At 73.5% G+C, this 13,764-nt stretch carries 10 protein-coding genes; 5 read left to right on the top strand and 5 right to left on the bottom strand.

Going from position 1 to position 13,764, the window contains the following annotated elements:
* Positions 1-26: 26 nt before the first annotated feature.
* The gene (locus ACWD4U_RS28310) at positions 27-2,669 is read right to left on the bottom strand and encodes a right-handed parallel beta-helix repeat-containing protein (RefSeq protein WP_363458518.1); all 2,643 of its coding nucleotides are present in this window, start codon (positions 2,667-2,669) and stop codon (positions 27-29) included.
* A gap of 266 nt (positions 2,670-2,935) precedes the next feature.
* Here ACWD4U_RS28310 and ACWD4U_RS28305 point away from each other — a divergent pair, with 266 nt between their 5' ends.
* Both ACWD4U_RS28305 and ACWD4U_RS28300 read left to right on the top strand, forming a co-directional pair.
* Positions 2,936-4,840 carry a hypothetical protein gene (locus ACWD4U_RS28305; RefSeq protein ID WP_363458517.1) on the top strand — a complete coding sequence of 635 codons (1,905 nt, stop codon included), beginning with the start codon at positions 2,936-2,938 and terminating at the stop codon, positions 4,838-4,840.
* Positions 4,841-4,947: 107 nt separating this feature from the next.
* On the top strand, positions 4,948-6,015 hold the full coding sequence (locus tag ACWD4U_RS28300) for a ParB/Srx family N-terminal domain-containing protein (RefSeq protein WP_363458515.1): 1,068 nt from the start codon (positions 4,948-4,950) through the stop codon (positions 6,013-6,015).
* A 70-nt stretch (positions 6,016-6,085) separates the two neighbouring features.
* On the opposite strand, the gene ACWD4U_RS28295 is transcribed toward ACWD4U_RS28300, so the two are convergent.
* Entirely contained in the window at positions 6,086-6,976 is an 891-nt protein-coding gene (locus ACWD4U_RS28295) for a LamG domain-containing protein (RefSeq protein ID WP_363458514.1), read from the bottom strand.
* Positions 6,977-7,174: 198 nt separating this feature from the next.
* Positions 7,175-8,122, bottom strand: coding sequence for a hypothetical protein (locus tag ACWD4U_RS28290; RefSeq protein ID WP_363458512.1), 948 nt, complete (start codon positions 8,120-8,122; stop codon positions 7,175-7,177).
* Positions 8,123-8,412: 290 nt separating this feature from the next.
* Between ACWD4U_RS28290 and ACWD4U_RS28285 the strand changes: the two genes are divergently transcribed.
* From ACWD4U_RS28285 to ACWD4U_RS28275, 3 genes are all read left to right on the top strand, one after another.
* Complete coding sequence (locus ACWD4U_RS28285; protein WP_363458510.1) at positions 8,413-8,841, top strand: hypothetical protein; 429 nt, start codon at positions 8,413-8,415, stop codon at positions 8,839-8,841.
* Positions 8,842-8,931: 90 nt separating this feature from the next.
* A complete protein-coding gene (locus ACWD4U_RS28280) occupies positions 8,932-9,846 on the top strand; it encodes a hypothetical protein (protein WP_363458509.1) in 915 nt (304 codons plus the stop codon).
* Positions 9,847-9,914: 68 nt separating this feature from the next.
* Entirely contained in the window at positions 9,915-10,727 is an 813-nt protein-coding gene (locus ACWD4U_RS28275; protein WP_363458508.1) for an HAD family hydrolase, read from the top strand.
* Between the two features lie 22 nt (positions 10,728-10,749).
* Here the strand turns inward: ACWD4U_RS28275 and ACWD4U_RS28270 are convergent, their stop codons facing one another.
* Complete coding sequence (locus tag ACWD4U_RS28270) at positions 10,750-11,244, bottom strand: HEAT repeat domain-containing protein (RefSeq protein ID WP_363458506.1); 495 nt, start codon at positions 11,242-11,244, stop codon at positions 10,750-10,752.
* Positions 11,241-13,764, bottom strand: a 2,524-nt coding sequence (locus ACWD4U_RS28265) for an RHS repeat-associated core domain-containing protein (RefSeq protein WP_363458504.1), incomplete at its 5' end; no start/stop codon positions are given. The genes ACWD4U_RS28270 and ACWD4U_RS28265, both read right to left, overlap by 4 nt.

Genomic DNA, 13,764 nt, shown 5'->3' with positions numbered 1-13,764 from the left:
GGCCGTCGGGGGTTCGGTGTGGTGGGTCAGTGGGTGGGGTCGATGAAGTAGCCCTGCTCGTCGACCACGATCTGGACGGGGCCGAAGCTGCCGTTGTCGATCCTGACCCGGCCGTCGGCCACCGGGACGGAGACCAGGTTGGGGACCGTGCGGCCGGGGGTGAAGTTGAGGTTGGAGGCGGTGGGGCGGGTCCGGCCGTCGGGGTAGGCGGTGAGGAAGCCGGTGTCCCGCGGTTCGGTGACGGTGACGTTGAACAGCACGCTGACCGGCCACTTGTCGCCCAGCGGCAACGACGGGTAGATGCTGATGCCGTCCTGCGGGGCGACCGCGCCGGCCGAGCGGTTGAGGCCCGTGCCGTCCCGGGTGTCGGCGACCCGGACCGGGCTCTGCGGGATGTAGCTGAGGGTGGCGCCGCTGTCCGGGGTGCCGTAGTAGCCGGCCAGGTCGGCCACGACGTGGACGGTGCCGAAGCTGCTGTTGTGGAGGTCGATCCGGCCGTTGCTGACCGGCACGGTCACCAGGTTGGCCACGGTCAGCCCGGGGGTGAAGTTGAGGCTGGACGCGTTGGGCAGCAGCTGGCCGTCGGGGAACGCGGTCAGGAAGCCGGTGTCCTGGGGTTCCGTCACGGTCACGTTGAGGACCGCGGCCTTCGCGCCGGCCGGGATGCGGTCCGACAGGTTGACGCGCAGGTACTCGCCGACCGCCATCGGCCGGGCCGCGGAGGCGCCCAGGCCGGAGCGGGTGTCGAGGACCCGGGTCGGCGCCAGCGGCTTGAAGCCGTAGCCCTTGTTGCTGTAGTAGCCCGCGAGGTCGGCGATCACGTGCACCGTGCCGCTGCCGGTGTTGTGGAAGCGGATGCCGCCGCCCTCCACCGGAACCGTCACCAGGTTGGGGACGGTCTGCCCGGGCGTGAAGTTGAGGTTGGACGCGTTCGGCAGCGACCGGCCGTCCGGGTAGACGGTGAGGAAGCCGGTGCCGGTCGGCTCGGTGACGGTGACGTTGACGGTCACCGCGGTCAACTCGGCGGCCGGGGTGCCGTCGACGCTCGTGATCGGCAGCAGCAGGTCGCCGCCCGGGGCGACCGGGGTGGTGGTCGGGGTGCCGATGCGGTTGCGGGTGTCCAGCAGCCGGGTGGGGGCGACCGGGGTGTAGTCCGCACCCACGACGACGCCGCCGTCGGGGAAGCTGACGCCGGTTCCGGTCCGGAAGCCGTCGGTGCTGACCGCGATCCGCACGCCGTGGTAGCCGGCCCGCTGGAAGGTGTGCCGGACGGTGCCCTCGGTGGTGACCACGGGGAACGGCTCGTCGTCGAACTGGTAGGCGAAGCTCGCGCCGGTCGCGCCGTAGGGCGCGCCCGGGTAGCCGGCGCCCGGCACCGAGGCCTCGACCTCGAGCGCCCCGCCGCCGGGGGCCTGCACGATCCGGGGGCTGCCGGACGATGCGGCCGCCGCCGCGAACTCGACCGCACCGCGGTCGGCGTAGGCGGTCTTCCCCGCGCCCGTGTTCGGGACGGCCGGGACGTCCTGGTGCGGTGCGCCCAGGTAGTCGACGGCCAGTGCGCCGCGCGCGTCGGCGTCGGCGGAGTCGATGGCCGGCGAGGTGGATGCGAGCGGGTACCAGCTGATGTCCCCGCCGACCGCGTCCGTCAACTGCGGTGCGGCGGAGAGCTCGTGGGCACCCTGTCCGGTCGCCGCGGTGAGGGCCGCCGGGGTCGGGTAGACGGTGCCGCTCCAGTTGTACGGCGCTCCGCCGCCGGTCGGGTCGACCAGGTTGTAGTCGACCCCGGTCGAGTCCGCGGAGTCGGCCGAGACGGATATCGCCGTGGAGGTGAACGGCGCCGGGCAGGCCGCCGGGGCCTTCGGCGACCCGCCCGCGTTCTCGACGATGTTGTTCTCGATCGAGGAACCCACGGAGGCTCCGGCCAGCGCGATCCCCTGGCCGCACGGGGCGATCACGGTGTTGCCCGTGACCGTGGTGCCGGGGGCGTCCGTGGCGAGCACGCCCGTGGCGGCCCGGCCCGACCCGGACAAGGCGGTGATGGTGCTGGCCGTCACGCTGGTCCCGGACACGCCCGCGTCGACCTGGATCGCGGCCGGACCGCGGTCCACCACGGACACCTGGCGGACGGACACCGTGCTCGACGAGCCGGTCACCCGGACACCGGCCGCGTTCCCGTGGGCGGAGCCCTGCTCGATCGCGACCAGGTAGGAGTCGGACACCCGGAAGGCGTCCGCTCCCGAACCGGCGAACGCCGTGAACCCACGGAGCGTCACATTGCGGACGCCGGAGACCGAGACCGCCGGAACCGACGCGGTGTCGGAGAAGACCCGGACCATGCCCTGAGCCGTGTTCTCCGCGACGAAGGTGATCGGCGCAGCATCCGTGCCGGACCGGCTGATCCGGAGCTGCTCGTGGTAGCTGCCCGGCTCGACCCGGACGGTCTGACCCGGTGCGACCACGGCCGCGGCCGCGGAGACGGTGCAGAACGGCTGCGCCGCGCTGCCCTGGCCCGCGTCGGAGCACGCCGCCTGGTTCGCCACGTACAGGGTGCTCGCGGACGAGGCCATCGGCCCGGTCGTCGTCGCCCCGGCCGGCACCATCGCGGTAGGCACCCCGGCGCCCACCAGCAGAACGGTGACGGCGACCCGGGTCGCGGTCAGTCTTCGCAACTGTGCTCCTTCTGAACACTCGACGGCGGCAGGCCGTACGCGTGCAGAGGGTAACAGCCGCCACCGGCACGAGAGATGGCCCCCTCCGCGCTGTGCGACCAGGGCTGATCCGGCGCTCCGTCAGCTGGCACCGGTGTCGGGCGTCGGCGAACCACTTTGCCCAACCGTGATGCCGGCGGCCCGGCCGGCGACGGTCGGTGCTGGTATGAATCATCAGCCGGTGACGTCGTCCCGGCGGGTTCCTTTCGTTTCATCAGGGGTGGCACTTGGACCGGGTTGTGGGCTCGCCGCGTCGTTCGGGCGCGGTACGCCGGTTGGCGTTGGGGCTGGCGGGCGTGGTGACGCTCGGCCTGACGGTGGTCGGGGGCACCGGGACGGCCACCGCGCAGGGGGCGGCGGTGCCGGTTCCGTCGCCGGGTGGGAAGTTCGTCAAGGTGGAGCCGCACCGGATCCTCGACACCCGGTCCGCGGTCGGGGTACCGGCCGCGGGGAAGGTCAAGGGCGGGGCGAGCATCCGGGTGCCGGTGGGGCTGCCGGCCGGTGACGTGAAGGCCGTCGTGCTGAACGTGACGGTCACCGAGCCCTCCGAGGACAGCCACCTGACGGTGTATCCGGACTGGACGACGCTGCCGACCGCGTCGAACCTCAACTTCACGGCGGGGCAGACCGTCCCGAACGCGGTGACGGTGCCGGTCGTCAACGGGTACGTCGACTTCTTCAACAACTCCGGCAGCACACACGTGGTGGCGGACCTGGCCGGCTACTACACGGACAGCCAGGCGATCACCGGGTCCACCTACGTACCGCTGAGTCCGGCGCGGATCCTCGACACCCGGCCGAACGGCGCGGTGGGCGAGGGCGTGACGCGCAACCTCAAGGTGGCCGGGGCGGGCGGCGTGCCGGCGGCCGGGGCGACCTCGGTGGTGCTGAACGTGACGGTGACCGACACCACCGCCGACAGCTTCCTGACGGTCTTTCCGCACGGCATCACCCGTCCGAGCACGTCGAGCCTGAACTGGACGCCGGGGCAGACCGTCCCGAACCTGGTGACCGTCCCGCTGGGGGCGGACGGCAGCGTGGACCTGTTCAACCACATCGGCTCGACCCAGGTCGTGGTGGACGTCTTCGGCTTCTACCAGGCCGCTCCGAACGGCGCGTCGTACTCGGCCACCGGCCCGAAGCGCATGGTCGACACCCGCTCCAGCGGGAGCTTCCACACGCTGGACGCCGACGGCACGATGAACCTCCCGGTGGCCACGGGCGGTCTCGGCACCACGAAGGTGGCCGCGGTCGTCCTCAACGTCACGGTCACCAACCCGACCGCCGACAGCTTCCTCACCGTCTTCCCCGGCAACGGCACCGGCCGGCCGACCACCTCGAACCTCAACTTCCGCCCGGGGCAGACGATCCCGAACATGGTGATCGTGCCGGTGGACGACTCCGGAATGATCAACTTCTACAACCACCTGGGCACGGTGGACGTGGTCGTCGACATCTTCGGCTACTTCACCCTCCCGGAGGGCGGCCCGACCGCGCTGGGCCTGGGCACCAACGGGCCGAACGTGGCCTGCGCCGCCACCGCCCCGGGAAACTGGCTCCCCAACGCACTGAGCGACGTCCAGGTGTTCGCCACGCCGCCCGGCCTCGCCGGTAACGGGGCGAGCCCGTGGCTCCAGGTGGTGCTCACCGCCCCGGACGGCAGCACCAGTTCCTACTCCAGCACACCGGTCGCCGACCACTTCCAGACGGGCGTCTCCATCGGGAAGCCGACCTCGGGCTCGTACAGCTTCTACACGTACGAGACGGACGGGACGCGGGTCTCCGCGCCGAGCAGCACCTGCTACTTCCGGGTGGACGCCGACTCGCTGATCACCGGCGTGACCGTGGCCTCCAACGGCGTGGACGGCCAGATCTTCATGCAGCAGCCGCTGACCTTCACCTTCGGCGCCACCTCCACCGGCAGCACCGAGGGGAGGACGATCGCCTCCTTCCACTACGCCCTGGACTCCAGCACGGCGCCCGACACCCTGGTCCCGGCGACCAACGGCACGGCCCAGGCCGTCATCAACTCGGGCAGCTGGGGCACGCACTCCGTGTACGTGTGGGCCGTGACCGCCTCCGGCTGGCGGAGTCAGCCGACGATCTACACCTTCTACACCCGCTGGCAGTAGCGCGCCCCGACGCCCGGCGTTCGTCCGGGCGTCACGGGCGGGTGGGCGGGTGTTGGCGGGGCGCTGACACCCTCGCGGGTCACATCCGCGTTGCCGCAAGGAGTGTCATGCGATTCAGACTCCCGTCCGCCGCACCGGTGCTGGCGGTCGGTGCAGCACTGGCCACCGTCGTCGCCACGGCTCCGGGTGCGTTCGCCGCGCCCGGGGCGCCGGGGACCCGTCCGTCGTTCTGCGGGCACGACAACCGGCACACGCCGTTCGCGCAGTACCTGTGCGCCCAGGAGGGCGACCTGCTGGACGTGCGGATCGGCGACGTGCACCCGACCCAGCCGTCGCTGGGCTTCGACGAGGTGTACTACAAGCTCGGGCGGTACACGCTCGGCAAGGACGCGGTCAACAAGAAGTTCGACGACTGGTGCGAGGCGGACGGCCGGGTACAGGCCGCGGCGGTCCAGCCGGGCGCGCGTCTGGACGACCCGTCCTCGTTCACCTGTGCGCTGCCGGTGGGCGGCGAGACGGCGGACAGCACCGCCGCGATGAAGACCGTGGTGATCGGCCCCGGCGGCGAGCCGTTTTTGACGGACGGTCACCACACCCTGACCTCCTTCTTCGAGACCCCGGACGGCGGCGCCGACCTGCACGTCCGGCTGAAGGTGCTGGCGAACCTGAGCACCCTCACCAAGAAGGACTTCTGGGCGGAGATGCAGACCAACAAGTGGGTCTACCTCCGCGACCCGGAGGGCAACGAGGTCACGATCAACAAGCTGCCGACCTCCGTCGGGCTGGCCGACTTCAGCGACGACAAGTACCGCAGCCTGCTCTACTTCGGCCGGGACATCGGCTACACCCAGAACACCGTGCCGTTCCAGGAGTTCTACTGGGGCAGCTGGATCCGTGACGCCGCGCCGGTCGACCTGACGGCCTGGGACCAGACGGACCCCGCGAGCTACCTGGCCGCCGTCAAGGGCACCACCCAGGCGATGGTGGCACTGCCCAAGGACGCCGTGGTGGACAGCGGCTTCACCGCCGGCCAGCTCGGCGCGCTGGACCAGTGGAACGCCGGCAAGGCCGCCAACAAGGGCGAGTTCGACAAGCTGGGCAAGCCGTACTCCGACGCCAAGCCGGGCAAGCTGGCCTACGCGCTCGAGTACAAGAAGGTCAACGGCCTGGGCTGACCTGGAGGTTGGACCGACGGAGGGGACCGGCGCGGCGCGCGCCGGTCCCCTCCGCGTGCGGGCCGGCGGGTCAGGGCTGGAGGAGGACGGCGGCGGGGGCCGGGTCGGGGGTGCGGGTCTTGGTGAGGCGGGTGACCTGGTCGGCGGTGAGGGCCTGGCGCCAGAGGCGGACGTCGGTGATGCCGCCGTTCCAGGCGTCGGCCCAGTGGGCCTTGTAGCGGGCGCGGCCGAGTTCGAGGGGGCCCTTGGCGGGGAGGACGGCGGGGGCGGGGGTGGTCTGGGCGAGGGTGCCGTCGACGTAGAGCGAGATGGTCTTGGCCTTGGCGTTGTAGACGCCGGTGAGGGTGGTCCAGCGGCCGGTGGCGGCGGGGGCGGTGGAGAGCGCCATCGCGGTCTTGCCGGCCTCGTTGGCGGTCTGGACCTTGAAGACCCAGCGGTTGCGGGTGGCGGCGGAGGAGTCCTCGCGGCCGAGGTAGTAGGCGAAGAACTGCTCGCCGTTCTGCGACAGCGCGGCCTTGGGGTCGCTCGCGGCGTCGTTGCGGACCACGGCGGAGACGGTGAAGTCCTTCGCGGTGTCGATCCCGGCGTCGGCCGCCTCGGCGTAGCCGTCGCCGTTGCCCGGCAGCAGCAGGGCGGTGCCGTCCCGGCCGTCGGCGGGGCCGAGCTTGGCGGCGCTGCCGGGCTGCAGTCCCTCGGGCTTGGCCGCGGACTCCGCCTTGTCGGCGGGCTTGGCGGCGGCGGTGCCGGAGGGCGCGGCGGCGGAGGGCGCGGCGGCGCTCCTGGCCGGTTTGGCGGCCGGTGTTCCGTCGGAGTGCTGGGAGACGACCACGGCGACGGTGATCATCGCGCCGACCGCGACCAGGGCGCCGCCGCCGAGCGTCAGGCCGAGCATCCGCTTGCGGCGGGCCTCCCGCTGCTCGGCCTCGGCCATCGCCTCCCAGTAGGCCGCGTCCGGCCCCACCGTGACCGGCCTGACCTGAGTCCCCGCACCGCCCGCTGCACGCCTGCCCGCCACGTTCTCCCCGTTCCCCGTTCGGCTTGCTTCGTCGGCGGAACTCTAGGCGGCGCGGTTCGAACACGCGAACTGCGGGGGGCGCGACGCCCGTCGGCCCCGCCGCCGAAGGAGGCGACGGGGCAGGGGAGTTGACGGGCAGTCGGCTCAGTCGCGGGCGGCGGCCGCGCGGCGGCGGGCGGCCACGGTCACCACGCCGGCGCCGAGCGCCACCAGGACGGTGCCGGTGATCAGCAGCGGGGTGGAGGAGGAGCCGCCGCCGGTGGAGGCGAGGTTCTGCGCGACCGCGGGGGTGCCGACGGCGGTCGGGGTCGGGGCGGCGCTGCTGACCGCGGCGGCCGGGACGGCGGCGGCGGTGGTCGGCGCGGTGGCCGGGGCCTTGGTGGTGGGGGTGGACGCCGGGGTGGTGGGCTGCTTGGTGGCGGGGGTGGTCGGGGCCGGCGCCGGGGTGGTCGGGGCGGGGGCGGCCGGGTGCACGATCGGCAGCACGTAGTGCAAGTCGACCTGGGCGCCGAGGTAGATGTCGACCTGGGTCTGCGCGGCGTTGGAGTGGCCGGTCACGGTGAGCCGGAACAGGAACCGGGTGGCGTGGCCGTCGTCCAGGTGGGTGGCGAGCGAGGAGTAGTCGGCGCGCAGCACCGGGTCGCAGCCGGGCTCGAGCGGCAGGCTCTTCCAGGTGCCGCCCTGCATGACCTCCAGGGTCAGGTCGGACGGCTGCAGGATGCTCGCGCCGGTGCCGTCCTCGTGCTCGTTGTAGAAGGCCAGGAAGGGCTTGGCGTCCTCGATCGGCGCGCCGGTGGAGTTGCCCAGCTCGATGCCGAACTCGACGCCGGCGCCGCCCGCGGTGACCGACTTCGGCATCTCGGGGAGGAAGTCGCTCTTGGGGAACTTCGGCGTGGTCTGGTCGGCGGCCTTGACCGCGTTCGCGTCCTTGACGGCTCCGGTGACCGCCTGGCTGACGGTGGGGGTCTCCGGCTCGTCACCGCAGGCCCAGGCGGTGGACGCGCCGCCGAGCACCGGGAGGGTGGCGCCGAGCACGGCGACGGCGGCGAGGGTGGCGAGGCGGGCGCGGCGGGAGCGGGTGCGGACGGACATCGGAGTTCCCCCAGGGACGGATGGTGAGCGGCGTGGGCGGCGTCCGCTCGCTCGTTCCCGGCGGGGTCCGGCGGACGCTGTACGACAATCATGGCGAGCGGATATCCCGCGCCGATCATCGCTCTGTCACCGAACAGAAACAGCCGGACGTACCCCTACCATCGCACCCTGCCAGCGGATTTGTCGCCGCGTCAGGTGCGCGTGACGCACGGTCGGCCGAGGCTGACGGACCTGCGGCGCGACCGGCGCGGCTGCCTGGACCAGATACCGGGAGGGGGTATGGTGGCGGGGTGCAGCGGACTGGGCGGACCCCGGTACCCGCCGGGTCGCGGACGGCCGCCCGGTGGGCGCTGCTCTGCGCCCTGCTGCTCGGCCTGTTCCTGATGCACGGCAGCCCGACCGGCGCGGCCGGGTGCCATCCGCAACCGCCCGCCGCGGCGGGCGAGTCGTCGCCGCACGCCGCGACCGCCGGAGCGGACGAGCGCACGCCCGCAGCGGCGGCCGCGCCGTACCGCCCGGGTCATGCCGGGGCGGCCAGCTGCGTGTCCACGCAGGCCCGGGACCACGCTCCGCTGGCCGCGCCCGGGCCCGCCACGGTGTGGACCGGGGCCGTGGCCCTCGCGCACCCCCGGGTGCGGCCGGCGGCGGACGGGCGGGGCCGGGCGCCGCCGGAGGGCGGGCGGGAGCTGCTGACCAGGGTCGGCGTCGCCCGCAGGTGAGGGCGCCACCCGGTCGGGCCGACGGCCCGGGCGGGCGCCGCGTCCTGTCCGCGACCGCGCATCCGCGCGCGCACCCTGGAGCGATCTCCCATGACCAGCATGCTTTCCACGACCCGGACGACCCCCTCCCCCCGCCGCCGGGCGCTGGCCGCCGCGGCCGCGGCCGTGCTCGCGCTGACCCTGACCGCCTGCGGCAGCGGCTCGATGGCCGGCATGGACCACGGCGACACGAAGCCGTCCGCTGCCGCGTCCGGCCACGACATGGCCGGGATGAGCCACGGCCCGGACGGCATGGCCGGTGCGGCCACCGACGGCCTGGCCGCCGAGCAGGGCGGCTACCGGCTGGACGGCGCGCTGTCCGGCAGCGAGTACCGGTTCACCGTGACCGGGCCGGACGGCAGGGCGCTGACCGCGTTCGAGCCGGAGCAGACCAAGCCGATGCACTTCTACGCGATCCGCTCGGACCTGTCGGGCTTCCAGCACCTGCACCCGGTGCTCGGCCAGGACGGCGGCTGGACGGCGCCGCTCGCCGCGCTGGAGCCGGGCGACTGGCGGGTGTACGCCTCGTTCGTCCCCGGCGCGGGCAGTGGCAAGGGCACCGGGCTGGTGCTCAGCCGCACCGTCACGGTGCCCGGACAGGCGACGCCGGTGCCGCTGCCCGCCGCCGCGGCGAGCACCACGGTGGACGGGTACACGGTGACCGTGGCCGGTGCGCCGAAGGCGGGAGTGGCGGGCGAGTTGACGGTGACGGTCGGTCGGGACGGGCAGCCGGTCACCGACCTGCAGCCCTACCTGGAGACCTACGCCCATCTGACCGCGTTCCACACCGGCGACCAGGCCTTCGCCCACCTGCACCCGCAGGTGAAGGCCACCGGTGCGGGCGGCGGTCCGACCCTGCCGTTCCACGCCGAGCTGTCGAAGGCCGGTGACTGGCGGCTGTTCCTGCAGTTCCAGACCGGCGGGACGCTGCACACCGCCGCGCTGACGCTGAACGTGGCGCCGTGAGCGCCGGTCCCGCCCCGGTCGGTGCCGGGGCGGGACCGGATTCCGCACAGGTGCGCGAAGATGGACCGATGAGCCCCTCGCCGCGCCCCCGCCTGATCGCCACCGACCTCGACGGCACCCTGCTCGGGTCGGGCGGCACGCTCTCCGCCCGCACCGCGGCGGCGCTGGCCACCGCCGAGGCGGCCGGTCTCGAGGTGGTCTTCGTCACCGGCCGCCCGCCGCGGTGGATGCAGCAGCTCGGCCCGCACATCGGCGGCCACGGCGTGGCGATCTGCTCGAACGGCGGCGCGGTGGTGGACGTCCACCGCGGCGAGCTGCTGGAGACCTTCCCGCTGCGGCCGGACGAGACGCTCGCCGTGGTCGAGCGGCTGCGCGCCGAACTGCCGGGCACCGCGTTCGCGTTCGAGTTCCCGGGCGGGTTCGCGCGGGAGCCGGAGTACACGGTGGTGATGTGGGAGTCCGACAAGGAGCACCCGGTCGCCCCGGCCGAGCAGCTGGTCGCCGAGGGACGGGTGGACGGCCTGTTCAAGGTACTGGCCAAGCACCCCGACCTGGCCCCGGACGAGTTCCTGGACCGGGCCCGGGCGGCGGTCGGCCCGCTGGCGGAGATCACCCGCTCCAGCCCGATCGCGCTGGTGGAGATCAGCGCCCCGGGGGTGACCAAGGCCAGCACGCTGGCACGCTGGTGCGCGCAGCGCGGCATCGACGCGGCCGAGGTGGTGGCCTTCGGCGACATGCCCAACGACCTGGAGATGCTGGCCTGGGCCGGGCAGGCCTACGCGGTGGCCAACGCGCACCCGCTGGTGCTGGCCTCGGTCACCCGGCACACCGTCAGCAACGAGCACGACGGCGTCGCCACGGTCATCGAGACGCTGGTCTGACCGACCATCACCGGACGCACCGTCACCGGGTGCGCCGGGTGACCGCCTTCGCCGCCCAGCGCTGGACGTACTCGTCGCCGTGCTCGGCGATCCGGGCGAGCGCGGCGGTGGCCTCCGGGGTGTGGATCGCCTCCAGCGCCCACACCGCCTTGACGCCGACCTGGTTGAACTCGTCCCATTCGTGCTCGGTGCGGGCGATCCGTTCGAGCAGCGCGATGGTTCCGGGATCGGGGAGGTCGGCGAGCACCTCGAGGGCGTCCTCGTTCGGCACCTCCCGGGCGCCCAGGGCCAGCGCGGCCGTGATCGGCGGGAGGTAGGACGGGTCCGGGTGCGCCGCGGCGACCAGCAGGAAGAGCTCGAACTTCCCCCAGTCGCCGGCGGCCCGGGCGGCCTCCAGCCCGGCGGCGGTCGCACCGGTGACCCCCTGCAGGTCCTTGACCCGGTCACGGCGCTCCTCCCAGGGCACCGACGGGTCGCGCAGCAGGGCTTCGATCTCGTCCGGGGTCACCGGGCTCACCAGTCCTTCGTCTCGTATCCGAGGATCCGCCCGTTGAATATATCCACCGACTTCTTGCGCAGGCCGAAGTTGAGGAAGCCCTTCTCGGCCTTGATGTGCACCCGGTCGGCCTGGCCGCGGCCGAGGATCGGCAGGTCGGCCAGGCCCTTCTCGCGGATCGCCTGCGAGGCGGGGTCGTCGCGGGCGCCGGCGGCCAGCAGGGCGTCCCGGGTGCCGGCCTGCATCTCGAACTGGACCAGGACCTCGTAGTCCTCGGGGTGACGGGCCGCCAGTTGCCGGATGTACGCCTCGTCCTGGGTCACGAAGGTCTCGCCGAACTTCGGGTACAGGCCGCCCTCGGCCTTGAGCTGCTTCTCGTACTCGGCCCGCGACATGCCGCGGTAGAAGACCTCGGCGTCCTCGTGCGGGGACAGGCCGAGCGGGTCGATCCAGGCGTGCGGGTTGCGGACGTAGGCGTCCGGGTTGGACGAGGGCGCGAGGCCGAGCGGGTCGGGGCTGGTGTAGCGGGCGGTCTCGGGGTCGTAGTAGCGGTGCAGGTTGTAGTGCAGCCGGGTCTCGGGGTCGAAGTACTGGCCGGGGAAGCGCAGCGGCGTGTACCCGCTGCTGTCGCCCGCCCAGACGGTGTTGCCCCAGAGGGTGGCGGTGGCGCGCCAGGCGACGGTGCCGGCCGGGTCGACGAGTTCGGTGGGGGTGCCGACCAGGTCGGTGACGATGGCGAAGAAGCGCCGGTCGACCTGCTCCTGGGTCGCGATGGTCTCGGTCTGGGTGAGCGGGCGCAGGCCCTTGTGGTCCCAGCTGAGCGTGTAGGGGCCGGGCAGGTAGGGGGCGTGGGTGGTCTGCTCGGCGAGGGTGTGGCCGTCCCAGGTGAAGTCGGTCTGCTCCAGGACGGTGGCGCCGTCGGCGTCGAGGCGCTGCTTGGCGGTGCGCCGTCCGAAGGGGTCGTACAGGTAGCGCCAGCGGGCGCCGTCGGGGGTGGTGACCTCGGTGAGGCGGTCCTCGGCGTCCCAGGTGTAGCGCCAGGTGTCGGGCTTCTTGGAGAGCCGGGTGCGCTGCCGCAGGGTGACCCGGCCGGCGGCGTCGTGCTCGTAGCGGACCTTGCCGGCGGCGGTGAGCAGGGCGCCCTCGTACGCGCGCGGGCCGACGGCGTCGCTGGTGGCGCCGGTGGCGGGCCACTGGGCGTCGGTGAGGTTGCCGGCCGGGTCGTAGGCGTAGCTCTCGGTCCAGTTCTCGGCGCGGACGGCGGTGACCCGGCCGGCCGGGTCGAGGTCGAACTCCCGACGTCCCGTCAGCTGGTCGTCGACGGCGGTGAGCTGGCCGTCCGGGCGGTAGTCGTAGCGGCGGGCGCCCAGGGCCGGTTCGCCGGCGGTGCGGCCGTGCAGGGCCTGGCCGGTGCGGCGGTGGCGGGCGTCCCAGCTGGTGGTGAGGGTGAGCTGCGCGCCGACGGTGCGTTCGATCTCGCGGCCGGCCGCGTCGTAGCCGAAGCCGAGGTCGCCGCCGGGGGTGCGCAGGGCGGTCGGGCGGCCGGCCTCGTCGTAGGTCCAGCCGCTGGTGTGCCCGCCGGGGGTGGTGCGGGAGGTGCGGCGGCCGAGGGTGTCCAGGGTGTGGGTGAGGGTGCGGCCGTTGACGGTCTCGGCGAGGACGTTGCCCAGTGCGTCGACGACGCGGGTCACCTCCGCGTCCGGGTTGGCGGCGTGCACCAGGTGTCCGGCCCGGTCGTAGCCGTAGCTGGTGACCCGGCCGGCGGTCTCGGTGGCGACGAGCCGGCCGAGTTCGTCGTAGCGGTGCGCGGTGCGCTGCCCGGCGGCGTTGGTGTGGGCGACGAGCTGCCCGGCCGGGTCGAGCGTGTACTCGGCGCGGCGGCGGGCGAAGTCGCTCTCGGCGATCAGCCGCCCGGCCGGGTCGTACTCGTACTCCCAGCGCTGGCCGAGGGCGTTGGTGACGGCCACCAGCTGCATGTGGGCGTCGTGGGTGAAGGTGATCCGGGCGCCGTCGGGGGTGGTGCGGGCGGCGAGGGTCTCGAAGTGGGTGTACTCGTAGGTGCTGACCTGGCCGAGTTCGTCGGTGTGGGTGAGCAGGTTGCCCTCACCGTCGTACACCCAGCTCTCCACCGTCCCGTCGGGGGCGGTCCTGGTGGCCGGACGGCCGTCGGCGGTCCAGGTCAGCCGGGTGACGCCGCCGATCGGGTCGGTGATGGTGCGGGCCCGGCCGAAGGCGTCGCGCTGGTAGCCGACGGTCCGTCCGGTCGGGTCGGTGGACTCGACGGGCAGGCCGGCGGGGTTGCAGCGGATCCGGGTGGTGTGGCCGAGCGCGTCGGTGACGCTCTCCAGGTGCCCGAGCTCGTCGTAGCCGAACCGGGTCACCGCGCCGAGCGGGTTGGTGACCGAGGTCCGGCGCCCGTGCTCGTCGTAGGTCTGCCGCCACACGACGCCGCCGGGTTCGGTGACGGTGACGGGCAGGCTGAGGCGGTCGGTGTAGGCGGCGAGGGTCTGCTGGCCGTCGGGGCGGGTGACGGCGATCAGG

This window comes from Kitasatospora sp. NPDC002522 (assembly GCF_053595195.1).
This window is presented reverse-complemented; position numbering and strand designations above follow the sequence as displayed.

What these genes read in the sequence shown, in the direction of transcription:
- ACWD4U_RS28300 (WP_363458515.1), top strand. Translation starts at nt 4,948, where the DNA reads ATGCGATTCAGACTCCCGTCCGCCGCACCGGTGCTGGCGGTCGGTGCA.
- ACWD4U_RS28290 (WP_363458512.1), bottom strand. Translation starts at nt 8,122, where the DNA reads ATGTCCGTCCGCACCCGCTCCCGCCGCGCCCGCCTCGCCACCCTCGCC.
- ACWD4U_RS28280 (WP_363458509.1), top strand. Translation starts at nt 8,932, where the DNA reads ATGACCAGCATGCTTTCCACGACCCGGACGACCCCCTCCCCCCGCCGC.
- ACWD4U_RS28275 (WP_363458508.1), top strand. Translation starts at nt 9,915, where the DNA reads ATGAGCCCCTCGCCGCGCCCCCGCCTGATCGCCACCGACCTCGACGGC.